Annotated in this window: 23 protein-coding genes and 2 pseudogenes; 13 read left to right on the top strand and 12 right to left on the bottom strand. The window is 33.1% G+C overall.

What is annotated here, in order from left to right:
• Positions 1 to 219: 219 nt before the first annotated feature.
• Positions 220 to 2,448: a GumC domain-containing protein gene (locus wTKK_RS05510; RefSeq protein WP_407512609.1), complete on the top strand. Its 2,229-nt coding sequence runs from the start codon at positions 220 to 222 to the stop codon at positions 2,446 to 2,448.
• 65 nt (positions 2,449 to 2,513) lie between these two features.
• Here wTKK_RS05510 and wTKK_RS05505 read toward each other — a convergent pair.
• Both wTKK_RS05505 and ligA read right to left on the bottom strand, forming a co-directional pair.
• Positions 2,514 to 3,471: pseudogene (locus wTKK_RS05505) on the bottom strand (integrase core domain-containing protein); the annotation flags it as partial.
• 231 nt (positions 3,472 to 3,702) lie between these two features.
• A complete protein-coding gene (gene ligA / locus wTKK_RS05500; RefSeq protein ID WP_407512608.1) occupies positions 3,703 to 5,658 on the bottom strand; it encodes an NAD-dependent DNA ligase LigA in 1,956 nt (651 codons plus the stop codon).
• A gap of 155 nt (positions 5,659 to 5,813) precedes the next feature.
• On the opposite strand from ligA, the gene wTKK_RS05495 reads away from it, so the two are divergent.
• Positions 5,814 to 6,032 carry a hypothetical protein gene (locus tag wTKK_RS05495; RefSeq protein WP_407512607.1) on the top strand — a complete coding sequence of 73 codons (219 nt, stop codon included), beginning with the start codon at positions 5,814 to 5,816 and terminating at the stop codon, positions 6,030 to 6,032.
• A 269-nt stretch (positions 6,033 to 6,301) separates the two neighbouring features.
• The gene (locus wTKK_RS05490) at positions 6,302 to 6,490 is read left to right on the top strand and encodes a hypothetical protein (protein WP_407512606.1); all 189 of its coding nucleotides are present in this window, start codon (positions 6,302 to 6,304) and stop codon (positions 6,488 to 6,490) included.
• 519 nt (positions 6,491 to 7,009) lie between these two features.
• Here the strand turns inward: wTKK_RS05490 and pyrE are convergent.
• From pyrE to hemC, 4 genes are all read right to left on the bottom strand, one after another.
• Positions 7,010 to 7,600 carry an orotate phosphoribosyltransferase gene (pyrE, locus tag wTKK_RS05485; protein WP_407512605.1) on the bottom strand — a complete coding sequence of 197 codons (591 nt, stop codon included), beginning with the start codon at positions 7,598 to 7,600 and terminating at the stop codon, positions 7,010 to 7,012.
• Positions 7,597 to 8,781: a dicarboxylate/amino acid:cation symporter gene (locus wTKK_RS05480; protein ID WP_407512603.1), complete on the bottom strand. Its 1,185-nt coding sequence runs from the start codon at positions 8,779 to 8,781 to the stop codon at positions 7,597 to 7,599. The genes pyrE and wTKK_RS05480 overlap by 4 nt, the downstream gene beginning before the upstream one ends.
• 68 nt (positions 8,782 to 8,849) lie before the next feature.
• On the bottom strand, positions 8,850 to 9,734 hold the full coding sequence (gene murB, locus wTKK_RS05475; RefSeq protein WP_407512601.1) for a UDP-N-acetylmuramate dehydrogenase: 885 nt from the start codon (positions 9,732 to 9,734) through the stop codon (positions 8,850 to 8,852).
• Positions 9,725 to 10,603 carry a hydroxymethylbilane synthase gene (gene hemC / locus wTKK_RS05470; RefSeq protein WP_407512600.1) on the bottom strand — a complete coding sequence of 293 codons (879 nt, stop codon included), beginning with the start codon at positions 10,601 to 10,603 and terminating at the stop codon, positions 9,725 to 9,727. The genes murB and hemC overlap by 10 nt, the downstream gene beginning before the upstream one ends.
• A gap of 119 nt (positions 10,604 to 10,722) precedes the next feature.
• Between hemC and wTKK_RS05465 the strand changes: the two genes are divergently transcribed.
• From wTKK_RS05465 to wTKK_RS05455, 3 genes are all read left to right on the top strand, one after another.
• On the top strand, positions 10,723 to 11,007 hold the full coding sequence (locus wTKK_RS05465) for a hypothetical protein (RefSeq protein ID WP_407512599.1): 285 nt from the start codon (positions 10,723 to 10,725) through the stop codon (positions 11,005 to 11,007).
• 184 nt (positions 11,008 to 11,191) lie between these two features.
• Complete coding sequence (gene secD / locus wTKK_RS05460; RefSeq protein WP_407512598.1) at positions 11,192 to 12,706, top strand: protein translocase subunit SecD; 1,515 nt, start codon at positions 11,192 to 11,194, stop codon at positions 12,704 to 12,706.
• 573 nt (positions 12,707 to 13,279) lie between these two features.
• Positions 13,280 to 13,489: a transposase gene (locus wTKK_RS05455; protein WP_407512817.1), complete on the top strand. Its 210-nt coding sequence runs from the start codon at positions 13,280 to 13,282 to the stop codon at positions 13,487 to 13,489.
• 549 nt (positions 13,490 to 14,038) lie between these two features.
• Here wTKK_RS05455 and wTKK_RS05450 read toward each other — a convergent pair.
• From wTKK_RS05450 to wTKK_RS05435, 4 genes and pseudogenes are all read right to left on the bottom strand, one after another.
• Positions 14,039 to 14,953: a P44/Msp2 family outer membrane protein gene (locus tag wTKK_RS05450; protein WP_407512597.1), complete on the bottom strand. Its 915-nt coding sequence runs from the start codon at positions 14,951 to 14,953 to the stop codon at positions 14,039 to 14,041.
• A gap of 59 nt (positions 14,954 to 15,012) precedes the next feature.
• Positions 15,013 to 16,239: a tRNA (N(6)-L-threonylcarbamoyladenosine(37)-C(2))-methylthiotransferase MtaB gene (mtaB, locus tag wTKK_RS05445; RefSeq protein WP_407512596.1), complete on the bottom strand. Its 1,227-nt coding sequence runs from the start codon at positions 16,237 to 16,239 to the stop codon at positions 15,013 to 15,015.
• A gap of 112 nt (positions 16,240 to 16,351) precedes the next feature.
• Positions 16,352 to 16,477: a hypothetical protein gene (locus wTKK_RS05440; RefSeq protein ID WP_407512594.1), complete on the bottom strand. Its 126-nt coding sequence runs from the start codon at positions 16,475 to 16,477 to the stop codon at positions 16,352 to 16,354.
• A gap of 291 nt (positions 16,478 to 16,768) precedes the next feature.
• A pseudogene (locus tag wTKK_RS05435) lies at positions 16,769 to 17,716 on the bottom strand (hypothetical protein).
• A gap of 143 nt (positions 17,717 to 17,859) precedes the next feature.
• Here wTKK_RS05435 and wTKK_RS05430 point away from each other — a divergent pair.
• On the top strand, positions 17,860 to 19,899 hold the full coding sequence (locus tag wTKK_RS05430) for an ATP-dependent DNA helicase RecG (protein WP_407512591.1): 2,040 nt from the start codon (positions 17,860 to 17,862) through the stop codon (positions 19,897 to 19,899).
• A gap of 325 nt (positions 19,900 to 20,224) precedes the next feature.
• On the top strand, positions 20,225 to 20,419 hold the full coding sequence (locus wTKK_RS05425; protein WP_407512589.1) for a hypothetical protein: 195 nt from the start codon (positions 20,225 to 20,227) through the stop codon (positions 20,417 to 20,419).
• Between the two features lie 222 nt (positions 20,420 to 20,641).
• Here wTKK_RS05425 and ykgO read toward each other — a convergent pair whose 3' ends face one another.
• Positions 20,642 to 20,770 carry a type B 50S ribosomal protein L36 gene (ykgO, locus tag wTKK_RS05420; protein WP_006015378.1) on the bottom strand — a complete coding sequence of 43 codons (129 nt, stop codon included), beginning with the start codon at positions 20,768 to 20,770 and terminating at the stop codon, positions 20,642 to 20,644.
• A gap of 69 nt (positions 20,771 to 20,839) precedes the next feature.
• Positions 20,840 to 21,658, bottom strand: coding sequence for a pyruvate, water dikinase regulatory protein (locus tag wTKK_RS05415; RefSeq protein ID WP_407512587.1), 819 nt, complete (start codon positions 21,656 to 21,658; stop codon positions 20,840 to 20,842).
• A gap of 142 nt (positions 21,659 to 21,800) precedes the next feature.
• On the opposite strand from wTKK_RS05415, the gene ccmC reads away from it, so the two are divergent.
• From ccmC to wTKK_RS05390, 5 genes are all read left to right on the top strand, one after another.
• A complete protein-coding gene (gene ccmC, locus wTKK_RS05410) occupies positions 21,801 to 22,511 on the top strand; it encodes a heme ABC transporter permease CcmC (RefSeq protein ID WP_407512585.1) in 711 nt (236 codons plus the stop codon).
• 404 nt (positions 22,512 to 22,915) lie between these two features.
• The gene (locus tag wTKK_RS05405; protein ID WP_407512584.1) at positions 22,916 to 23,131 is read left to right on the top strand and encodes a hypothetical protein; all 216 of its coding nucleotides are present in this window, start codon (positions 22,916 to 22,918) and stop codon (positions 23,129 to 23,131) included.
• Positions 23,132 to 23,340: 209 nt separating this feature from the next.
• Positions 23,341 to 23,586, top strand: a complete 246-nt coding sequence (locus wTKK_RS05400; RefSeq protein WP_407512582.1) for a hypothetical protein — start codon at positions 23,341 to 23,343, stop codon at positions 23,584 to 23,586.
• Between the two features lie 97 nt (positions 23,587 to 23,683).
• Positions 23,684 to 23,830 (top strand): hypothetical protein, encoded by a 147-nt coding sequence (locus tag wTKK_RS05395; RefSeq protein ID WP_407512580.1) that lies wholly within the window; start codon positions 23,684 to 23,686, stop codon positions 23,828 to 23,830.
• The gene (locus wTKK_RS05390; RefSeq protein WP_407512579.1) at positions 23,808 to 23,939 is read left to right on the top strand and encodes a hypothetical protein; all 132 of its coding nucleotides are present in this window, start codon (positions 23,808 to 23,810) and stop codon (positions 23,937 to 23,939) included. The genes wTKK_RS05395 and wTKK_RS05390 overlap by 23 nt, the downstream gene beginning before the upstream one ends.
• Positions 23,940 to 24,186: the final 247 nt, after the last annotated feature.

Genomic DNA, 24,186 nt, shown 5'->3' with positions numbered 1-24,186 from the left:
TATAACACTAATTAGTATGGTCTTTTCATTAAATTTATCCTCTCAAAAAGACTGTGCTTTATCCATCTACTTTAATGATATTATAATATTTTACACCTAAACCTATTCTATAAAAATTCACAATACGAATTAGTAAATAGATTATGTTCAAACCGATTTTATTTATGATATATAGCGCATACAATATATTACTTGTTTATTTTAGTAGGGGGTATAGGTATGTTTAGTTCGAAGCAGGTAGTACAATATAATTTATTTGCTAGTAACGTCCTTGAAGGCATTTCATCTTATAAATTTGCACATTTTCCTGAAGAGGTATGTGAGATTAGCAGTGAGGAAAATCAAGTAATAGATATTTTAGAAAGCAAAATAGAAAATCTACAACAGGAAAATTTTGATCTTAAAAAAAATGTAGAGTTACAAAAATACCATAAGAAAAGAGCAGAAGAGGAAGCAAGTGAATTTGCCAGAGAAATGCAAACCCTAGAAGGAAAAATTAAAAAGATTGAAGTTAAATTACAAAAAAGTATAATAAGTGTAACTGAAAATGATCAAGAAATCAAACAGCTAAAACAGAAGGTAGGAATATTATCATTAGAAACTCAGAACAAAAGTGATGTAACTCAGAACTTAAATAACCAATTAAAAGAGGCAAAGAATGAAATTCAGTTAACAGACAAAATAAATGAAGAGTTACGGCAAAAACTCGATTTGACTGAAGCTGAGTTAAACAGAGTAAGAAAAGAAAGTACAGTGCTGATAAACAGTATAGAGGATTTGAAAGGTAATTATGAAAATCAGATACTAGAAAAAAAGAAGGAACTTAGTGACATAAGAGATCAATTGTGTATGTATTTATCAGAGTATAAAGAGCTATTTGCAGAATTCAATAGTCTGCAGAAGGAAAACGAGAGTTTAAAACAGAAAAATTTCTATATTGGTAATGAAGTTTCTCTTGCAGATGAAATAAACAAAGAAAACGTAAGAAAAGAAATAGCGAGAACTCAGTCTATACCTGAAGTAGAAACCAGGTGTATTAAAGATAATGATGATCAAGAACTAACCTGGCTATGTAGAGAAGGAGAAAATAATCAATATGATAAAACAAGTGAAGATAAAGACTCTGAAGATACTGACTGCGAGATTGGAGTATGGAATGAAGCTGATAATGAAAGTAGCGATGATCATAAATCAACTCGGCTATATGGAAAAACAGAAAATTGTTTCACAAGCGAAGATAAAAACCTTGAAAATACTGATTTCCCGATTGAAGTATGGAATGGAACGGATAGTGAAAGTGAAAATGAAGACAATGTTAGCCCTAGCCCTGATTATGATGAAAGTTTTGGTAAGCGTTACAGTCAGCTATTCTATACTGACGAGATAACCCATAAAGAAAAAGGAAAAGATACTTTTCTTTTAATCCGTCAAAAAGACTCTTTTTCTCTAACAAAGGTAAAGCTGAATACAAGAGAAGAAGAAAAGTATGAAAGTATTTGGCAAAAAATAAATAAGATTCATGATTATCTAGACATTTTAGGTTACTCTGGTAGCAAAGAAGATTATGAGGAGTGCGAAAAAGAACTTGATAAAGTTATAAGCGCAGCACTGGAACAAGGAATAATGTTCACTTTTCCATATAAATCTGGTATGTCCTTGATAGATCGTATAGCTGACATATTTCAAAAGCTATATTTATCTGCTGACACTACTCGAATTCATGAGTTCTTACACAAGAGCAAAATATTTCAGGTAATATCAGAAGGTGCATCTTTAAATGGATTGAGCGACGAAGAGCATGAAGATTTTGTGAACGTAATTTGTTCAGATTTAGACACTTTGAGTAAACGATCCGAAAACCTTTTAAAGCTTAAGGAATTAGCACTTGAAAGTATTATAAATAAAAGTGAGCAAATTGATGAACATGACTTTAGACTAGAAATAGATAATGGATATTTTTGCATAGATTATCCACAAAATAGTATTGTTGAAGTTGCAAGGATATTAAATAATCAAAAAGCTAAAGATTTAAATCTAAACATTGGTATACTCCAAATTGGAAACAGTATAATTAGAGTTGAAAATATAGGAGGAAGGAGAAATTATACAGAGTGCTCTGGAGATATCATTGAAATGTCTTTTACCACTGAAGTAGGAGAGATCAGTATTCATCTATGTCCTAGTGAGAAAGATAGTAATAAAATAGAAGTGAGGCTTGTCAATGAAGTAAGATTTAACAAGTTAGAGAATAAATCAAGTTTAGGGCAGAGTTGTCTTTTAGGTGGGAAAAGTGTTTTGACAGCTATAGAAAATGGATATTTCGAAAGAAATAGTAGTGCTTTTAAAGAGTTAGGTGAGACTATTAGAAAGTCAGATTGTACAATGGAAAATCCATCTAGCTTTCTAGAGGGAGTTGATATAAATTGTACTAGACACAAATTAATCTGACAGGTGAGAATTAACTTACAGAAGAATTGAAAACTAATATCAGTCTTTTGTTTAATGTTGCTAATATTTTTCTGAAAAGCAATTTGTTTGCTATCAAGACAATTTTGCATAGGCATAGCAATATTTGCCTTAATGAGGCCTTGTCTCATTGTAAGAACGCAGCCAATGATCAACATCAATCTGCAAATCTTTCAAAGAGCTGTAGATTTTCTTTCTAAAGATAATATTGTAACACTCATCTTGCTTAGTTTTATGAAACCTCTCGCATATTCCATTAGTTTATGGAGAATTGGCCTTAGTTCTTGAATGATCAATGTTTTCAATTCCCAAATAAAGCTGATAAGCATGATTCTCTGGTTTGCCACATTCCCTATCAGTCAAAATGTGTGATAATGTCACATTTTATCCATCAAAGAATGGTATATTAAGAGGATCTGCAGCAGTGATTGCAGTTTTGTCTGTTTGCCATAGCAACCCTTGAATAGGTATCAATGAAAGTTTGCTGGTAGATCCTTCCTATACCTTTGATATTGCCTACATAATAAGTGTCTTGAGAACCCAAATAACCAGTGTTTCAATTTCACCATCTTTATTCTTTCACTTTCTCTAAAGCTGCAAGTTGCTCTTCAGTTAAAATTATTTCATCTTGTGCAACCTTCGCTTCAAGGGCTTTAAGTCTTTTTTGAACGTTTTAATGTCGTTTCTTAGCCTATACAACCACCTTCGGATACCTCTTTTCTCAGCTCATTTGCAACTCTTTGCTGTCCATATGCTGGAAATTATGTTGCAATATTTACTACTGCTCTTTCTATATCTTCGGAAACTATGTTTGCAAATAGCGGTTTTTTCTTACTGATTTCATGTAACGCCTCTTCTCCTCCATTTTCGTATAACTCCTTGAATCTATAAAACGTATCTCTTCAATATCCCATTACTTTGCGCTTGAGATACATTCCCGAGCTGTTTTGCTAGCTCTAATAAACCTAGTTTTGGTTTTAATATTTTTGTTTGTATTGTATTCATTTCTAACACTCCTTTCTTTTATTATTTTATAACTTACTTTTTTAAACTGTCAGATTTAATCTTGTTGAATACAGAGAAATCATATATTAGAGAGGTGCTTAGCTATTTAACTTGCTTTGTTGCATAAATGTTTATAAAGAGCAGAGAGTGTTCAATTGTATTAAATAAGAGTCTGATATTAGTTTTCAATTCTTCTATCAGTTAATTCATTCCCATCAGATTAAGTTGTGTTTAGCACAACTTGTTCCACTGTTCTTCATCTAAAATTTCCACACCCAATTCCATTGCTTTTTTATATTTTGAACCTGGATCTTCTCCTGCAATTAAATAGTCAGTTTTAGTAGAAAGGATTGAACTGATCTTTGCCCCTAAAACTTTAGCTCTTACTTTTGCCTCCCCTCTGCTCATAGCACGTAGCTTACCAGTAAACACTATAGTTTTGTTATTCAAAAAAGAATCGCTAGAGTTGGAGCTCACGGGAAGAATTTGCAGATATGCAGTAAGGTCATTTAACATTTTAATGTTACGTTCCTGAGAAAAAAACGATTTTAAAGATTCAGCTACTTTTTCTCCTATACCATCTATACCTACCAACTCAACATCATTTAATGACATCGAATTATACCAGTTATCATAAGATACATAATAATTTGCGAGCAATTCTGCTGCAACTTGGCCGATAAATCTGATACCCAAAGAAAATATGAACCTATCTAGAGTGATTACTCTTCTATTTTGTATAGCACTTAATAGATTAGCTATTGACTTCTCGCCCCAACCATGACGCTCTTTCAATGAAAACTCTTTTAATCTTTTCTCTAAAATAAAAATGTCTGGAATTTGCCTTATTAGGCTAAGATCATAAAAAAACTTTATTTGTTTTTCACCAAGGCCAACAATGTCAAATGCATCTTTTGATACAAAATGTTTTAGTTTTTCTACTATTTGAGCCTTGCAATTAAATTCTTCAGGACATCTTACTGCCACTCCTTCAATCTGCACTTTACTGCCACATTCAGGACATATGTCAGGAAAAATAAATTCAGGCATATTTGTATGACGAGAACCTTCATCTACTTTGACAATTTGAGGAATTACATCCCCAGCCCTTTTAATTGTTACAACATCTCCCTCTCTTATATCTTTACGTTTTATCTCGTCTTGGTTATGTAGACTTGCTCTGCTAACTAATACTCCACCAATATTGACTGGTACTAAATCTGCAACTGGAGTTAAAACCCCCGTTCTACCCACCTGTATAAATATTTTATTTAACTTTGTCTTCGCATAAATCGCAGAAAACTTATATGCAAGTGCTGAGCGTGGAGCTTTGTGTGTACTTCCCAGACGACTTTGTAGCACCAAATCATTCACTTTGTAGACTATCCCATCGATATCATAATCCAAGTTATAACGACAATCATAGATCTCGTTATAGAACTTTAGCATTCCATTCAAACTACTTGTTAAGGAACGATTCTCATTTACGCAAAAACCAAATTTCTCAAGCTTTTCTAGTATCTCACTTTGACTTTTCTCTATTCCACCAATTAAAGAATAAGCAAAATATCTAAGAGGCCTTTTTGCTGTAATGTTCGCATTCAATTGCTTTAAAGAACCAGCAGCTGCATTTCGAGGATTAGCGAATTCATTATTTTCATTTAACTTTAAAAAGTCGCTGTTACTGATATATATTTCACCCCTTACTTCTAGTCTTCCTTGCACATCTTGTAAAAACTTAGGAAAGTCTTTTATTGTTGCAACATTGTGAGTAACATCCTCTCCTACAAAACCGTCACCTCGAGTTGCAGCTTTAACAAATTTCCCATCTTCATAAATTGCAGAAAATGACAATCCATCAATTTTTGGCTCACACAGTATTTCTATTTCATCTACAATTAAAAATCTCTTTATTTTAGAAAAAAATTTTTCTACACCTTGCTCATCATAAGCATTCTCAAGAGAAAGCATAGGTTCTTGATGTTCCACCTTAGAAAATCTCTCATCAGGTGGAGCACCAACACTATCTTGTGTTGCATAAGCTTCTGGCTCTATTGCAGCTAACTTTTTCTTCAGTTCATCATATTCAGCATCACTTATCTCTGGCTTACTTTTTTGATAATATAAGATATTATGATAGTTAATTTGATTTTGCAGTTTTTCTCTCGTCTTTTCCAAGTCAGTCATGATACCAATATAATGCTCTTTGTCGTCAAGTCATGAATTTTTTTTAAAAGGTACTATAAATTTATACTACTGCCCTGAAAAACTATACTTATATTAATATAATTTTTGTATTTATATATTAATGTTAGTATAATTTTTAAATTAAGGAGTACATTATGAAAGAATACAATTACAAAAATTTGGCCGACGAATCAAACTTCGGCTCTCAAGTGTATCGTGCAGGAATGTTTGATAAAATTCTTGGTATAAGCAAAACAGCAAAAGAAGCTGCGAATCAAGTAATATCTAAAATGGGTAACGATTTAAAACTAGAAGCTAGAAAAGCAGCTCAAGATGAAGTAAAAAATAGAAGGAAAAATGCTAACTTTAGCTGAAGAGAAAGCTAATCAAATAGAAAAAATATCGACTTCAATTGATAAGACAGTAAAATCAGTAGAAGCAAATGCTAAAAAAGCAGTGAAAAAAAAGTAGGACCGGAAGTTGCAGATCTGCTAAAGCCAGAAATATAAACTCAGGTAGAAGAAGCAGTAAAAAATACACTGAAGAAAAAATTGAAAGACTTATAAAACCTGAAGTTACAGACAAAATAGCCGACATTGTCACTTCAGAAAGCAAAGAAATAAGAATACTTTTAGAAGATGAAATGAATAAATTAATCGAAGATGCACATAAAAATTTGAATGGGAAAATAGATCAGATTAAATGTGAACTTACAGAAATAAAATCTAATATCTTAGAAGCCAGTGCAAAAAGTTTCGTTGAGAGCGCAAAATTATTGTCTTTTGCTGCACAAGATGAAATATGTAAAAACCAAGATTTAGTGTATTTTTAATCACAACAGGGGTTTTATATAAGGTTTTTATGTTTTTTTAACCCATAAAAACCTGAGGATAAATGAAGAGAAAAATATCTGTTAAGTTGCATGGCTACTGTGCAAAATATTGAAGCAAAAAGGTTTCATCCCAGTGCTTAGACACTGGGATCCATTGTTCCTTTCTGGATTACAGCGTCACGTGCTGAAATGACACCTATTTGTTTTTAGTACTTCCTTTCCTGTCATTCAATTAGCCTTCTCTTTTCATTCCAGTGCCTAGACACTGGTGCTCACAAGCAAACTAATCATAGGAGGTATTATAATAAAAACAACATTTACAATGAAACTACATAAAGCAAGTGTCACAAACCGTAATGATACCTATTGTTGTTTTTACTTTGTATCTTTACTTGTCTATCTTATTTTGCCATTCTATTAAAAAAATACAGGAAAATAAACTGTAATATCTAACTTTGATGCAAAAAGATCAACATATAACACGTAAAAGTTACTGAATCACTTTAGCCATATATAGAACTATTTTGTTAAATATTCTCTACTCCCAGGTTTCATTATGGGTAATTGTTTTAATTCACTTGGCAGTTCTTCCTCGCTATAGTTTTTGATATTTAGTTCAATCAAAGATATGATAGGAAAAGGTAGTTTTGTTTCACTATTTCTCTTGATCAAAGAAGCTCCAGCAACAACTTCACCCCCCTTCTCTTCTGCATATTTTACTGCTTCAAGTGAAGATTTACCTGTGGTAATCACATCTTCAATTAGTAATATCTTCTCACCTTGTTTAATCTCAAATCCACGGCGTAATTCAAATTTACCATTAACACGTTCGCAAAATATTGTTCGGATTCCAAGCTGTCTACCAATCTCATAACCCACGATTATTCCACCAATTGCAGGAGATAGTATTAAATCTATGGGTTCAATAAGCTCTTTTCTTATTTTATTCGCCAATAGCTCACAAACGTTCATTGCTCTGCTTGGATTTTCAAAAATTTTAGCGCATTGTATGTAAGTGTTGCTGTGCAGCCCTGATGAGAGTACAAAATGTCCGTGCAAAATCGCACCAGCCTCTTCAAATTCTTTTATTATTGTATTATCTAATATCATTCTTGAGTTTTAAATTCTTTATTAATTATCTGTGTTATACAGATATCAGACCACACATTTATTGCAGTTTCAAACATATCAATGATTGTATAAATAGGCAAAATCAATCCCATAATGTACAAAGGAACATTCATTGATACCAAATAACTAGTTGCCATAAAATAGCACCCCATCGGCACTCCAGCGTTACCAATTGCAGCTCCTGTAGCTAAAAAAATCCATATGAACATCTCACTTAAGGAAAATGTGTGCCCATTCATCTCTGCAACAAACATCACTGTGATTAAAATAAATGCAGCACACGCATTCATATTGACTGTTGTGCATATTGGTAGAATAAAAGATGACAATTTCTTTGGTACCTTTAGCTGATTTTGCACACATTCTATAGTTGTAGGCAGCGTTGCGCTAGATGATTTAGAAAAAAATGCAAGTGTAAGTGCTGGCATAACACCTTTCATCGTTTGAATTGGTGATATACCTTTATGCCACATGAGTAGTGGCAAAATCACAAATGCTTGCACGAAATTTGCAGACATTATGCAAGCAAAATACCAAAAAAGACTATGGAATTCGCTGCCACCTTTTAACTCGCATAAAAAACATGTGATAAAAGACCATACAGCAAGAGGAATAAACTTTAATAACCCTTGAGCAATGCTAAGAAGTGTATCAAATAGTGCAGAAAATATTTGGTGTAATATATCTTGTTTTTCTTTTGAGAGCGAAATAATAGCTCCACCCATCAAAAAAGCAATCAATATGCTGCCAATAACGTTATTTTCAAGAAAAACTTGCACAAAATTTGATGGAATGAGTGATTTTAAGTATGAAAAGTAATTGTGGTTGCTGTCACTCACACTTTCTATTGTGTTACTTATGAAATTTTTTCTTACTGGATCTATAAATAAATAGAAAGATAGCGCAACAAATGCAGCTATAATGGTTGTAAGCAGCGTATAAAACAGCGTCTTCTTAAGTAATACTTTAATTTCAATTGAGTCTTTAAGCCCTGAAATTGTGGACACGATAGATAGAAAAACCAAAGGTAAACTGATTAATTTCAACAAACTGATGAATATATCACTAAATAGCTTTGCTACTTCAAATATCACTTCATTATTTAAATAGTAAGCGACAACTGCAAATAGTATAGAAAAGAATATTGCAAGTTTGCGCATCGAAAATAAAACCTCAAAATGATATTATACAATAACTTTTGGAATTAGGTTAAGATAATCAGCAGCAGCTATCTACCTAACACTCTTATCTCCCACTCAAGTTCAATGTTAAATTTATCTTTTACTGCATCTTTTACTCTGTTGCCAAGGTTTTCTAGGTCGAATGCAGTTGCGTTATTGTAATTGAGCAGAAAATTACAATGTTTCTTAGAAATTTTAGCTCTACCGTTACTTAATCCTCGGCAGCCAGACTCATCAATCAGTTTCCATGCCTTGCAGCCTATTGGATTTTTGAATATACAACCAGCAGTCTTTCCTCTTACTGGTTGACTTTTATTTTTTTTATCAATAACTTTTTTCAATCTTTGTAATATAAGCTCATACTCTGAACTTACTCCTTTAAATTCAGCTTCAATAAAAATCCACCTGCCTTTTAGACTATGTCCACGATAAAAATATCCCATTTCTTCACTGGAAAATTCATATAAATTTCCATCTTCTAGATTCACTGCCCTTATAAACTTTACAACACTCGCAATATCACTACCATATGCACCTGCATTCATCTCTATCCCACCGCCAACTGTTCCTGGAATTCCAGCAAGAAACTCAAGCCCACTAATTTTCTGTTCCCCGGCAAAGTATGCAAGGTTACTAAGCAATGCAGCACCACCTGCAACAATGGAGTTATTATCTTTACATTTTATATATGCAAATTCCTTGCCTAATTTCACCGTTATTCCTCGAATGCCACTATCTTGCACTATTATGTTAGATGTTGCACCGATAATGCTAATTGGTAACTCAGTATCTTTTATCAAGCACATTAGATCTTCAACGTCACGTGGTTTAAATAGCACATCAGCTTGGCCACCAACATTTAACCAAGTCATTTTAGACATTGAAACATTATAACGGTAGATTCCACCTACTTTAGGTAAGGTTATAAGCATTTTGATTTTAATTCTAATCCTGCATCCATACCCATTTTTTCTGCATCTTCTACAAACGAAGTGCGTTCAGTAAAGCATATAACTCTCGCGCCCGCTAACATACAATAAAGATGTAGCATGTTTTCACTCGCATATTCTGCTAAAGCTGCAAGCGGTGTAAAGCATGAACCATTTACTGTCTTCATGAAACTGCGCTCTGACTTTGCCCTTATAAAAGACATATTATTATTAATTTTCTCTAAAAGATCGATAACTTTTATATCATTCTTTCGGCATTGAATGCAAATTGCCCCCTGCCCTACTGCACTTAACATGACTTTTGGTGGCAATACCTCTGTAATTAAGTGATATTTTTTTAATCTTATCAGCCCTGCTTCAGCTAAAATCATTCCATCAAAATTCTGATTTTGCAGTCTAGTTGTCACATTTCCACGCAGTGACACTACATTTAAGTCTGGCCTGAGATTTAACAGCTGAACTTTTCTTCTTATTGAAGAAGTTGCAATTGTAGCCTGCTGTGGCACAGTTTTTAGGCTCTTATATTTATGAGAAATAAATACATCACATGGACTTAGCCTCTCTAAAACACAAGGAATTGTTAAGTCCTTCGAGAAAAATGCAGGTACATCTTTTAGCGAATGAACCGCCATATCTATATTATTTTTGAGTAATTCAGCCTCAATCTCCCTGAGGAAGAGTCCTTTACCTCCTATTTCAGCAAGGGTTACATTAGCATATTTATCACCAGAAGTTTTGATTTTAATGATCTCAACGGATAGATTAGGAAAAGACTCTAATAATCTTTGTTTTGCTTCCAAAGCTTGGATGATCGCAAGGTCGCTTCCTCTCGTACCTATTTTAACTAGCATATATCCTTCATATTGTATGTCTATATTCTATGTCCATTTTTTATTATCTCCAGTTTAGTTATTGAATACTTTATAATTAGTGCATAGTATCACGAACATTTAGTAATCGACGAGTATGTATGTTTGATATTTTAAAAGATTCTAATGGCAGATTTAATAAAAAGAATATTTTACCTCTTGTAGGTGCCACTTTCGCTATTATTCTAACAGCATTAAGTGCAGTAGTAGTAATTCCCAGATTTTACTCTCACCCCTCTCTATCTAGTCCTCTCGGTTGGAAAGATTTAAGTTATAATAAATTTCTTGCTAATCACATACTACTTAGCATAGTTATTTTCTTAACACTTGGTTTATGCACTTACCTTGCAATTGATAAAATTAGACAAAACAAACAGAGAATCTGAGAGCCAACTCTGAACCTAATACATGTGTTTATACTGCTTCAATAAATGATGTTCTAGAAGAACAAAATCAATTATAGAGATATTGGTTCTAGGCTTGTTTTTCATCTTTCACGGACCTTTTCATTTAGGTGCTTGTGATTAGCAACCATTCAGTTTACACTTTACCTAAGTATATTTTAAATTTATGCTAAACAAGCTCACAGTTAAATCTCTTTCAGTATTGCTAATTTTTTTGTTATCTTTATATATAGCACTGCCGAACTTCTTTGATAATAAGTTTCTCACCTCAAAAAAGAGGATAAATCTAGGGCTCGACCTGAAAGGTGGATCGTCTATACTCCTGAACGTAGACTTAGATTTTTACTTCAAAGAGAAACTAAGCATGCTAACCGATGAAATAAAAGAAGGTCTGTTAACACAAAAGATTGAATTTAGCGCAAAAAACGATAAACAAGTGGTTGTAACTTTAAATAATATTGATGATTACAAAAAAGTTTCAACGTTAATACATAAAATAAACCCAAATTTAGAATTGAGTAGAAAAAATACTGCAATTTTAGTTTCATATAAACCGCATTATAAGAATTCATTAATCAATGAAGTAGTTTCAGAGTCAATAGTTAATGTTCAAAGACGCTTAGATAAGCTTGGTACTAGGGAAGTAAGTGTGCAAAAACAAGGACAAAATAAGATATTAGTCCAAGTTCCTGGAGTAGAAGACACTCAGCAGATAAAATCTCTGCTTGGCAAAACAGCCAAGTTGGCCTTCCATTTGGCAAACACCAATGTAGCTAAAATGCAAGATATCGATCACGACACTACGATTATGCTCAAGGATTCTTTGGGTAATTCCTACCCGATATTCCGCAAAACTGAAATAGGCGGTGATTCATTAGTTAACGCATCAGTTAGATTTGGCAATTTAGGTAAACCAACAGTACATTTCAAATTCGACAGCATAGCAAGCAAAAAATTTGCAAAAATTACTAAAGAAAATTTAGGAAAGCCTTTTGCAATTGTTTTAGATAACACAGTCTTAACTGCACCAACAATACGTGAACCTATTCTAAATGGAGAGGGAGAAATTAGCGGTAATTTCACTGAAAAACAAGCGAGTGAACTTGCAATACTTTTAAAATCAGGTGCACTACCTGCACCACTTAAAATAATTGAAGAAAAAAACATTGGTCCAAGCCTTGGAGAAGAGTCAATAAAAGCAGGAGAAATTGCAGCAATAATCTCTATCATAGCCGTTGGTTTATCTATGATCATTACTTACGGCAAATTAGGCTTGTTAGCGTCTGTTGCACTCGTTTTTAATGTAATCTCTATACTACTCATTCTTACCTTACTTGAAGCAACTCTTACTCTCCCTGGAATTGCTGGAATTGCACTAACTGTTGGCATGTCGGTGGATGCAAATGTTTTAATATTTGAACGCATCCGTGAAGAAATAAGAGCAGGAAAAAGAACAGCTCGTGCCATTGAAGAAGGGTTTAAAAATGCAATAAAAACAATTCTTGATTCAAATCTCACCACACTGATTGCTGCAGGAATAATGTTCATTATTGGTAGCGGAGCAATTAGAGGGTTTTCTGTCACTTTATCGATAGGAGTTTTATGCTCGATGTTTTCTGCAATTATAGTCACAAAACTTCTGATAGAATTGTGCATCAATCTGCAAAAGCTAGTACTTTAGTATCTGTTCAGCAGGATGAGAAGTGACAAAATATGATAAAAGACAACTAAATAGTTGTCATACAAGTAGCTATCCAGTCTTTTCGTCGTCAAAAACTTTGTAACATGTTTACCAATTTAGTGAGCATAAAACCAATATATTTGTGGAGGAAAAGGAAAAAAGAAACAGAAACCATCTTCAGGCTATCACAAAGGATATGGCCATAAGATTAAAGATATGGATAGATTTATCAAATTTCTGAATGGAAATCAGGATATTAGGATTGAAAAGATAATTGAAGAATTTGGTAATATGTGTAGAAGCACAGTATATAACTACCTTAGCAAAGTAAACTATACATATAAAAAACTTTTCTTTATCGAGAAAGAGATAAAGAGAAACGCAAAGAGTTCATAAAAAAAGTAGAAGAAATAGATAAAGAAAACTTGATATACATAGATGAGTCTGGAATAGAGGACAATGAATTTTATGAATATGGTTGGTCTCAAAGAGGCAAGAGGTTATTTGCCCAGGGTTCAAAAGAAAGAAGGTAAGCATGATTGGAGCACTGAATGAAGGAAAAAAGCACCATGGATAATTGATGGCTACTGCAACAGCGAGATTTTTGATGCTTATGTAGAAAATGTACTTGTTCCTGTATTTAAACCTGGACAGACTATTGTTCTCGACAATACGAGTTTTGATAAATCTGCAAGGACGAAAAATTTGATAGAAAATACTGGGTGTAAAATTTTGTTCTTGCCTTCATACTCGCCAGATTTAAATCGAATTGAGAAGTTCTGATCAAGCACTCCATAAGAAAGGCTCTATAAACCTTTTGGCCCAATATTAATTCGGCTATTGATTTTGCCTTTCAGTGCTCGAGCAGATCTTACTTCGGTTAGCTATATTACTAAAATCTCGTATTCTACATTTGACTTCAATAGCTCTTTATCTTCCTGAAATCTGAATGTTTTATCAATGCATCTTCTATTCAGCCGTTAGCAATACTTTCACTTATTCCATAGCTTTGTGCTATATGGAAATATGTACGTTATTTACGCAAATATTCTAGTACTATTAACAAACATGCATTGTTTATTTGGTTTTCCTCCTCTTGCCTTTTTCTTGGACTCTTCCTCTATTAAAATTTCTATTATTTTCCAATGTTTTTCTTTTTACTCCTCTTAGTCTTCAAAGCTTCTCTTCATCAAGTTTACTTACCTGCTCAAAATTTATACCTTCCCTAATATTGCTTCTACTACTTGTTTCTTAAGTTATCCAAGAAGTCTAATGGCAAGAAAAGAAGCACTGACCACTTTTGCTTCAGATGCCCTTGAACAGATATTATTACTAAAAATTAAACATCAAACCAACTTCAATATTATGAGTGAATATATCATTTGCAATAGGTGCTGGAATATTAAAGTAACGATAGGCGAGAAAGGTTTTAACTTCTGGAATTACTGAGTAAACAACACCAAGCTTTATTTGATAAACAAGCCAAGGAAGATTCAGTGGCACTAAATTTTTAGATGATTTATCAATCCTTTTTAATCTAAAAACTGTTGATCCTATACCAAGACTAATATAAGGAGCAAATTGAGTATTTTGAACACTAGGGTTATAGTAAAAATTTAATAAGAATGCAGATACACTCGCTGATTTATCAAATAACGGAGGAGAGTTACTATCTTCGATATTAACTTTAGAATGTATGGTCTCAAAATCAACTCGGCCATTTTCTCCAGCAGAGTAACCTACAGATACGCTGCCAAAGAACTGAAAATCAATTTTACCGTTAAATTTTTTTATGTTTTTAATTTCATCTCCTAAGAATAGGTCTAAAAGAAAACCACCATAATGGCCCTCAGCTAAAGCAATAATTCTTTTTCCTATTGCACGCATACCCTCCACAAATACTTCTGAGCTATCAGAATATATCTTACCACCGCTAGCACTAACATAGAAACCAAGTTTTTTTGATTTTTTCTCTGTAGGCTCAGCTTGATCTGCAATACTTGGCCACATATTTTTCTGATTAGCTACTTGGAAAACAGAAGGTGAACTACTTTCAAGTTCTTGACATTTTATTGGCACTTCTTTTTCAGTAACCTCTTCAGAATGTATCACACTTTCATTATTATCTGTTTCTAACTTTAACGATTGTACTTGCTCAATGTGTGTATTGTTACTGATATAAGTAAGAAAAAAATAGACATACGGAATGAAGATGAAAAATAAAGCAACAGATACTCTAATTATCATAAAGGAGTTATCACTTATAGTACAATTACTATATCATATATTCCTTTAATGTACAAAAATTAAGAAATAATATTTCCAATTAAACAATTATTTTCTATTCCTTTAACATGAGCTTTCACAATACTTTTAGCTTGAACTCTTGATGTAAGTTTTGTTAATGCAAAATTTTCTGTTCTACCAATATTATTCTGCTCAACCAAAACGCTTTGCTCAGTGCCGAGCAAAGATTGATAAAAACTGCTCATCATTTCTTTATTTATTTCTCTTAGATGCTTTACTCGTTCTTTACGTACATTCTCTGGTATTTGTGGCATCCGTGCAGCAGGTGTGTTTTTCCGCTCTGAATATGGAAAAGCATGTAGATAAACTACATTTATTTTTTTCAGTAAATCAACTGTATCCTGAAACATTTCATCAGTTTCTGTTGGAAATCCAGCAATAATATCAGCGCCAAATGCTATATTAGGTCTTACGCTCTTCATTTTATGACAAAATTCTATCACTTGTTCTCTGTTGTGACGACGTTTCATTCTCTTTAGTATTAAATTATTACCAGACTGTAGACTCAAGTGTAAGTGAGGCATAAGTCTTGACTCATTAGCTATTAAATCCATTAGTTCATCATCAACTTCAGCAACATCAATAGAGGAAAGTCTTAGTCTCTTTAATTGTGGTATATCCTTTAAAACTCTTCTAATCATTGAACTGAGTGATTGCTTACCAAACAAATCTGTACCAAAGTCAGTAATATCAACACCTGTAAACACCACTTCTTGATACCCATTCTCTATGAAAATCTTAATTTGCCCTATAATATTGTTTACTGGCACAGATCGATTATTTCCTCTTGCCTCAGTAATTGAGCAAAATGTACAACTATGATTACAACCATTTTGAATTTCAATAAATGCCCTTGATTTATCTTCAAATCCATTAATGAGAATAGGTTCTACTTGGTTATCACTGACTAAGATTTCATCATTATTTAGTAGATAGTTTTCAGCTCTTAGCTTTTCTTGATTACCTAGGACTTTACTTACACCAGGAATATCACTATATGATTTAGGATCTAATTGAACAGCGCAGCCAACTACGATAATTTCTTTACTTGGGTCGTTTTTATAGATCTTACGTATTTTTTGCTTCACTTGGCGTTCTGCTTCATTTGTCACTGCACAGCTATGCACTACAACAACATTTTCTCTCTTTGCTTTTTTTAATGCTTCTTTGATTAACTCGCTCTCGTAAAAGTTTAGACGACAACCAAACGTTATCACTTCATTCATGCTTTTGCTTTAATAGATCTAAATTATATCAAATATCCAAGCAAAATGACTATTTTTTGGTGGATAAATGTATAACTAGTGCAAAGATACCATCAATCTCACTTTCTTCTTTTTAAATATAAAGATCTTTACACCAAGAAACATCATTGTGGCCAACCCTTTGATTATCGATCTTTTCTCCCCGGGCAAGATACTCACCACCATTTTCAATAAAGTTAACATCATATGATTGAGCCATATCTCTTAATTCACGGATAAAAGCAAGCTGAGCAATGTTTTGCTCAAAAAAATACGTTCAGGTTTAGAATAAGGTATTGCACACATTATGTCTTTTTCAGGCTTAGCTTGGAGTATCTCTTCAATTCTCTCTTTTCCTAGCTTTTCTTCAAATTTTGTCTTTATTCTATCCTGGCTAAGTATATTTTGCTTATAGAGAATGATATTAGTTTTTCTGTCAGATTAAGTTGCGTCTAGTACAACTGACTATGCAAATAAGCTAACAGAACTTGAGATATTTTAATTGTTAGTTTTAGGGTGTATTTTCGTGTTCATTGCTATGAATAGGCAGAGCTACCTCTTCGAGGTAGCTCATCGTATCACCTAAATCATGCTCTATTTCTACTTCAAACTTGAACCCTAACTTCTCGCAGAATTTGTAGAAATATTCTTTAATGGTATCAAATGAACTTCTGCCATCAATTTTGTAGTCTCTCAATTTTCGGGGCACAGTAAGTGACAATTTGCCATTTTTGTATATCACATCATCTTTCCCATCTTGAGATTTAAGTGCTAATTCTAGTGAGCTGTTCAATTTACATAATTCTTCATTTGGCTTTACAAATACGGTGGCAGAGATTAGCTCTTTAACTGTGACTTCTACACGTTCTGAATTACTGCAATTAATATATGTTATATGACTCGAGCTGAAAGTTAATTCATGTATTTTAGTTACATGAAAATAGGACTATCCTCATTATATAATGTACCTACATAAGCAGCTTGGTTACAGTTAGTAACTAGTTCTTTTAAGATAGAATCGCTTGGAACTTGAGCTTCAGAATATTTGAACATTTCCTTGAAAACTTCTTTTCCAAACGCACGATAACTTTTATTTTCATCCCCTTCTTTTGGTAATAGATGAGCGTACCCTTTACCTAGATTATAAAACCTTTCAAACTCCTTTTTATATTGGTCATTTTTTTATTGCCAGGTATCCCTTGATTTTTATAATACCTATCCCAAACTTCATCAAAATTGTATTGCTTAGCTCCGTCTATCAATGCACCAATTAAACTTTGGTCTAGATTTTTGCTGTTAATAACAAATCTCATTCTTCGAAAATCTTCATACATCTGCTCACCAGTGTTTGCTGACTCATTGGTTTTATCAGCCCTTAACCTGCTAAAATCAAACTTTTCCGCTTGAGCCTTTAGCGTAACTACTGGATTTCCCTTTTTTCCTGTATAGAGTTGTTCATTGTTAATACTTTGATATGAATTGCTGATAGTATAATAATACATAAAATAGTTAATATATCAATAATATACTTAACATAGACAGTCATAATGGGATGACAGGATTTTAGTAAGGCTCTATTATGAATAAAAGGTTTTACACAGTATGAATGTTGATGAGCAGTCAAGTGTGCTGACTTTTCTAAATAGTAAAATTGAGAATATACCAAGGTTTCATTCCGCAATGTTGCCTAAACTTTGCGGTGGAGACAGAGTAATGGACTTGCTGTTTTATAGGCCGCTCAGTTATGTTGATAGAAGTAAATCACTACCTGATGCTCAAGTGGGAGAATTTACAACTTTTATGGCAAAAGTGTATGAGCACCAGCGCCCCACTGTTAGAGGTAGGCCATATAAAATAATCGTTGAAAGTGAAAGTCAGTATTTATTTATAGTTTTTTTTAATTACTCAGTTAAATATTTGTATAAATTATTTCCAGTTGGAACAGATATAGTAATCAGTGGTAAACTTGAAAAGTTTGCCGAACATTGGCAAATTACTCACCCAGATTACATGTTATCTGATATCAATCAATTTAAAGAAATAGCCTGCATAGAGCCAATTTATCAATTATGTCGCGGTATTACTAACAAGAGCATTAGAAACATAATAAGTTCTAATCTAAAAGATTTGCCTGATTTGCCAGAGTGGATAGATGAAACATTAATCAAGCAAAAGAAATGGCTGAATTGGAAAGAAAGCACCATAAGATTGCACAGACCGAGCTCACTCGTAGAAGCAGAAGTTTGCAGAGAAAGACTTGCTTATGATGAGCTATTTGCGTATCAGTTGGCACTAAAGCTTGCAAGGGAAAATCATGTAAAAAAAGAGGGAAAAAAAATTATAATATTGAATAAATACAAAGAGCAGGTCTTAAATGGATTAACGTTCCAATTAACAAATGATCAAATTCGAGCGATAGATGAAATCTCAGAAAGACAAAAATCCAGATACCGCATGGTAAGTCTGTTGCAAGGTGACGTTGGGAGTGGCAAAACTGTAATTGCACTCTTTGCGATGCTGAATGTGGTAGAAAATAACATGCAAGCAGCTCTAATGGCACCAACTACTATCTTGGCTGAGCAACATTATAATTGGATCGAAGAAGCTCTATCTTGTACTGATATAAAAGTTGCTTTGCTTACCGGTAAAACTGCGCGCAAGGAAAGAAAGATTATTATGAACGAACTTGCAAGTGGTATTTTAAATATAGTAATTGGTACTCATGCATTATTTCAAGCCAACGTTACATTTAAAAATTTAGGACTCGCAGTCATAGACGAACAACAGCGATTTGGAGTGATACAGAGGAATCAGTTGGTAGGAAAAGGAGAAAATACCGATATACTTTTTGTTACTGCAACTCCCATTCCAAGAACCTTGCAGCAAGCTATGTATGGTGATGTTGAATGTTCTATTTTAAGGGAAAAACCAAAATCTAGATTGCCAATAAAAACCGTTATTATGAACGTTAAAAAAGTATCAGATATTATTCAAAGACTGAAAGATGCTATAAATAGAGGCGAAAAAGCATATTGGATTTGTCCATATATAGAAGAAAACGAAGAACTCAATATTGCCGCAGCAGAAATGCGCTTTCAGGAACTACAAAAGACATTTTTTGGTAGAGTTGGAATAATACACGGAAAACTAACTCAAGAGCAGAAAGATCAAGTGATGTTTTCCTTCAAGAGGAATGAATTTTCTCTGCTTGTTGCAACTACTGTGATAGAAGTTGGCATAGATGTACCAGATGCAACTATTATGATTATAGAGAATGCAGAGCAGTTCGGGTTATCGCAATTACATCAGTTAAGAGGTAGAGTAGGACGAGGAAATAAACCGTCTTTTTGTGTACTGTTATATGACAATCTCAGTAAAAGTTCGTATTCAAAGTTAAAGATTATGTGTGAGTCACAGGATGGATTTTATATTGCTGAAAAGGATATGATGCTGAGGGGTAGCGGAGATATTCTAGGCACAAAACAATCAGGGTGCATGGAGTTTAAATTTGCTGATTTATATGAGGACAGAGAATTGCTCAACCTTGCATATAATAGTGCAAAAGGTACAATAGCTAATTTTGAATTACTGCTTGATATATTTGAATATAGAAGTAGACTACATTTTTCAAAATTTCAGTAATCTTCCAAGCAATAACTTTCATGAGTAGAAATTACTTGACAGACGGAAGTATTTAACAAACTATACGCATCGAGTTAAGGAAAAATAAGAGTGAAGAAGAAGTTTTTACCATAAGAATAAATTGTCCAGAGTTAATAGCAGGCCCTGTAAACAAAATGTTAGCAGGTCAAATTAATCAAGGGCAGGAAGTGTAAAAATAGAAAAAGCGGTAACTTAGCCTAATGACATTAAATATATATAGAAGGTACCGTTTTAAAGAGCACAAAAGGAATACAAAGTAAAAGCGAGAAGAAGTTGAGAATATGTATGGAAGCATTGTGGAGAAGTGGCTGCCAATGATCAAAAATTTACCACAATTACAGAAGTATACACAAAAGGTTTAAAAGATGATGCAAAAAGGGAATTTTGGCAAAATGACTTAAGTATGCACAACAAGATCCAGATTTGCATAATTGATGATCAGATGTTACTCATGCTCAGCCTATACATAGGAAAAATTCTCAAGCTCAAGAGGGCTTAGGGTGGAACTAAAATTCATGGACTTGTTGACGCACGTAACTAATTTCTTTTTTTTAAAAGTTAATTAATGTTAACAAGCCACGTCTGCCTGTAATCAGGCTAATACCAAAATATAACGCAAGAGAAGAAATCGGCAGTGCTATGGTTAAACAGAACAATTCTTGTTTCTTTCTAACCATGCTTCCATATGAAAAACATATGACATAAAAAGGGAAACAAAAAGCTAAGAACCTTGACGCGCTTTACATCTTGGCTTTACCTTATTTATAATATAAACCTTACCACCCCTTTTCACAACTTTACAATTTTTATCTCTGTTACGATGAGATTTTAGCGACCCTTTAACTTTCATATCTACAGTAATAATAGAATTACCTTACATTATGATCACTGACAGAGAGTTAGTCAATTGGTAAATTTTTCACATTTTATTAAAATACTGTATAATTGTTGCTGACGCTTCTTCGATTGACCTTTGCGTGACATCAATAATTGGCCAGTTATTTTGCTTAAAGAATTCCTCTGCTTCTTTAATTTCCTTTTCTACTTTTCTAGGGTCAGCATATATATTATTACCTTCATTATTAATTGAAGTCAGTCTATTTTTGCGTATTTCTATTAGCCTTCTTACGTCTATTGTTACTCCTATAGTCAGTTTATTTTTTAATTTTGCTAAGTCGACGTAAAAGGGTATCTCGCTAACAAAAGGAACATTTGCAACTTTATAGCCTCGGTAAGCTAAATACATACTGGTGGGAGATTTTGATGTGCGTGAAACTCCAACCAAAATTATATCGGCTTTATCAATATCTTGAATATTTTGTCCATCATCATGATTAATGGTATAGTTTATTGCCTCAATGCGCTGAAAATATTCGTTATTTATCTCAGCATGTAAGTCAAGTTTTTCGTCTTTTTCAATTTCAAGATAGGATGAGATTTCCCTAATAATGTGTGATAATATCGCTCTGTAGGGAATTTTTAGCTTTATACAATTATTTTTTAGATATTTTCTTAACTCATCATTAGTAATAGTGCATATAACAAAATTATGCTCATCACTTTTTCTATTAATTTCCTCTAAAATTTTGTCAATCTGCTCTTCTCCTTTTACGAAAGACCAAACATATTCGATCGTTTCTACAGAACGAAAGTGTTTCAGAGCTGATTTTGCAACTGATATAACAGTTTCACCACTTGAATCTGACACTAAGTGTAGGTTAAGCTTTTTAAGGATCATCAACGTTATACTAAAAATAATGGCAAGCAATCTGCTACTGAAATTGTGCTAATTTATTATACTACGTAAATATAGAAAAACTATCTTATTGATAAAACTCAAACTAATTGATAAATTCTTAACACAATTATTCTCAAAACAAATGTTTTTATTAAAGCCTACAAATTTCACTTCTTTTACTAAAAAAGCTCTACCTTGGTTTGGGGTTATTTGTTTCGCATGTTTTTTAATTGGAATGTTCTTGGCATTATTCTTCTCCCCAGGAGATTATAAACAAGGAGAAATCGTACGAATTATGTATCTTCATGTGCCTTCTGCATGGCTTGCTCTTGGAATATACGGACTCATTGCATCACTCAGTTTCATTTCGTTGGTATGGAACAATAGCGTTGCTAGTGTCTTAGCACATGCCGCTGCTCCTGCAGGGACAGTCTTTTCGGCAATATGCTTAATCACAGGTAGCGTCTGGGGAAAAGGAACATGGGGTACTTGGTGGGTATGGGATGCAAGGCTTACTTCAATGCTGATTTTGTTTTTTCTGTATGTTGGTTATCTTTCATTTTGGAGCGCTTTTGATAATCAAGCAAGAGCAGAGAAATCATCAGCAGTATTTGCCATTTTTAGTGCTATAAATATTCCCATAGTAAAATTTTCTGTGAATTTATGGTCTACTCTTCATCAGCCAGCAAGTATTTTTAGAAAAGGTGGAGTAGCAATAGAAGGTTCTTTACTGCTGCCACTCATTGCAATGTTTATATTTTGTGCAACATTCTTTTTAGTAGTGTGGATACTTAATGCCCTTCATTTAATTAATTTGCAGAAGATAAAGAGAGAAATCAGTATGCGGTATTAGGTATGCAGTTCCAGAGTGTAATGTTGTGAACAGCGATAGAGATTAAAATGTAGAGCAATTATCCATTAGCAAGTTCCAGAACTAATTACGTACAAACCACACTTCAAGATTATAGTGATTAATCACATGAAAGTAGAAGAATCATGACTCTCTAAGGTGAACTGTATGCAAAATTAGCAAAGATACGTTAGAAATTGAAAGAAAATTTTTATTGATAGATATGCTATATTTATAATGCAAGTTATTAAATTTTTAATTATTATAGCTTATAATAGCTACTAAGTTACCACGAAGTTTCTTGAAATGTGGTTTCTTTTACTCACATTAAATTTGTAGTTTTTTTTATTTTAATACAATTTCAATTTTGACTGTAGAGGAGGTTCCTATGTCAAAAAACACCTATATTGACCAAATTAATAATAGTTATTTATATAACAACAAACTTTTTTTATGGTGAAGAGGATATAGATGAGATCACTGAGGGTGAAACTACGACTGAGAAGGAATTTACAAATAGTTCCGTAGTAAAAGAGGATTTTGAACTAGTAGAAAAGAAGCTTACGAAATGTGAAGAGGAGGTTAAGCGAGCAAAAGCAGAGACTGAGTGGTATAAAAAATAGCTGAAGAATGTAAAAAAGGAAGTGGTACGGGCGAACCTGTTAACGATGAAGGAGAGAATGAAAATGGAGAAATTACATCTCGAAAAGTAACCTCAGATTGTCCCAAGTATGAAAATTGTGGGCCGTATTCTCATTTTTATAAAGTTGATAATAAGATAGGTTGTCAAGGTTTTAGTGCATCTGATTTACTAAAGGAATTATATCCTGAGATGTACAGTAATCCTAAGATTGCAAAATATATAGAAGAGGGAGCAAATGGTAATTATGGTTCAGTAAATTTTAAATTTGCCTTTACAGAGGATCTTAATTCAATATCCTGGCTTGGTAATATAGAATGTGAAAAATGTGTGGATGATCAAATAGAGTTAGCGTATCGAGAAGAAGAGATTAAGAGTTTCTGTTACCCGAACGTTTACCGTAGTAATCCAGAATTCAACAAGAGCTTTTTTTTCTAGGAGATCATGCCCTAATCTCTTTAGAGAGTCCAGTGAAACAAGTGTTGTAAAAGCAAAACAAGTTGCACCATTGATACTTGTTAATACCTTAGGACAAATGGTAGATAAAGAGTGTAATAACACTAAAGTATACTATGATGCATTGAAGAGTTATCTAAATGATGATGGTAAAATCAAGGATTGTGGAGATAATCAAGAGTGTAAGGAATTATATTCTAATTATGGAGAAAGTTGCATGGAATAGTGATAAGGAAATACTATTAAAAACTTCTATTAATAATACGCAAGAGGCAAATTCTTACTATTATGGAAATGAGGATAATTCTACTTCCGTTGAATTTGGCTCCATATAAGGCTGAGTTTGTCTAATTTTTCTACACTAGACACAATTTAGCCGTATCTGAACAAATACATAATCTATATGAGGACGTAGGTACCATCTGTCCTCTTAAGGCATTTATGTCAATGATATGCGTAATCCATGATTTTAAAGATGATGATCCTCCTAAGTAATACAAAAAAACTCAGAAAAATGTATATAGCTATGATAGAGGTTATCTATACATAAGTACAATATACTTTAACTAGAGATTACAAATT

This window comes from Wolbachia endosymbiont of Trichogramma kaykai (assembly GCF_045765165.1).
Taxonomy (GTDB): Bacteria; Pseudomonadota; Alphaproteobacteria; order Rickettsiales; family Anaplasmataceae; genus Wolbachia.
The sequence above is the reverse complement of the archived record's forward strand: the minus strand, read 5'-3'. Positions and strand labels throughout refer to the sequence as shown.

Excerpts from the sequence above, each read along its gene's own strand:
- secD (WP_407512598.1), top strand. The coding sequence starts at position 11,192 with ATGCTAAACAAGCTCACAGTTAAATCTCTTTCAGTATTGCTAATTTTT.
- wTKK_RS05400 (WP_407512582.1), top strand. The coding sequence starts at position 23,341 with ATGTACAGTAATCCTAAGATTGCAAAATATATAGAAGAGGGAGCAAAT.
- wTKK_RS05395 (WP_407512580.1), top strand. The coding sequence starts at position 23,684 with ATGGTAGATAAAGAGTGTAATAACACTAAAGTATACTATGATGCATTG.
- wTKK_RS05465 (WP_407512599.1), top strand. The coding sequence starts at position 10,723 with ATGTTTGATATTTTAAAAGATTCTAATGGCAGATTTAATAAAAAGAAT.
- ligA (WP_407512608.1), bottom strand. The coding sequence starts at position 5,658 with ATGACTGACTTGGAAAAGACGAGAGAAAAACTGCAAAATCAAATTAAC.
- wTKK_RS05390 (WP_407512579.1), top strand. The coding sequence starts at position 23,808 with ATGGAGAAAGTTGCATGGAATAGTGATAAGGAAATACTATTAAAAACT.
- ykgO (WP_006015378.1), bottom strand. The coding sequence starts at position 20,770 with ATGAAAGTTAAAGGGTCGCTAAAATCTCATCGTAACAGAGATAAAAAT.
- hemC (WP_407512600.1), bottom strand. The coding sequence starts at position 10,603 with ATGCTAGTTAAAATAGGTACGAGAGGAAGCGACCTTGCGATCATCCAA.
- wTKK_RS05415 (WP_407512587.1), bottom strand. The coding sequence starts at position 21,658 with ATGATCCTTAAAAAGCTTAACCTACACTTAGTGTCAGATTCAAGTGGT.
- wTKK_RS05430 (WP_407512591.1), top strand. The coding sequence starts at position 17,860 with ATGAATGTTGATGAGCAGTCAAGTGTGCTGACTTTTCTAAATAGTAAA.
- wTKK_RS05480 (WP_407512603.1), bottom strand. The coding sequence starts at position 8,781 with ATGCGCAAACTTGCAATATTCTTTTCTATACTATTTGCAGTTGTCGCT.
- murB (WP_407512601.1), bottom strand. The coding sequence starts at position 9,734 with ATGCTTATAACCTTACCTAAAGTAGGTGGAATCTACCGTTATAATGTT.
- wTKK_RS05510 (WP_407512609.1), top strand. The coding sequence starts at position 220 with ATGTTTAGTTCGAAGCAGGTAGTACAATATAATTTATTTGCTAGTAAC.
- ccmC (WP_407512585.1), top strand. The coding sequence starts at position 21,801 with ATGTTTTTATTAAAGCCTACAAATTTCACTTCTTTTACTAAAAAAGCT.
- wTKK_RS05495 (WP_407512607.1), top strand. The coding sequence starts at position 5,814 with ATGAAAGAATACAATTACAAAAATTTGGCCGACGAATCAAACTTCGGC.
- mtaB (WP_407512596.1), bottom strand. The coding sequence starts at position 16,239 with ATGAATGAAGTGATAACGTTTGGTTGTCGTCTAAACTTTTACGAGAGC.
- pyrE (WP_407512605.1), bottom strand. The coding sequence starts at position 7,600 with ATGATATTAGATAATACAATAATAAAAGAATTTGAAGAGGCTGGTGCG.
- wTKK_RS05450 (WP_407512597.1), bottom strand. The coding sequence starts at position 14,953 with ATGATAATTAGAGTATCTGTTGCTTTATTTTTCATCTTCATTCCGTAT.
- wTKK_RS05440 (WP_407512594.1), bottom strand. The coding sequence starts at position 16,477 with ATGGCTCAATCATATGATGTTAACTTTATTGAAAATGGTGGTGAGTAT.
- wTKK_RS05490 (WP_407512606.1), top strand. The coding sequence starts at position 6,302 with ATGAATAAATTAATCGAAGATGCACATAAAAATTTGAATGGGAAAATA.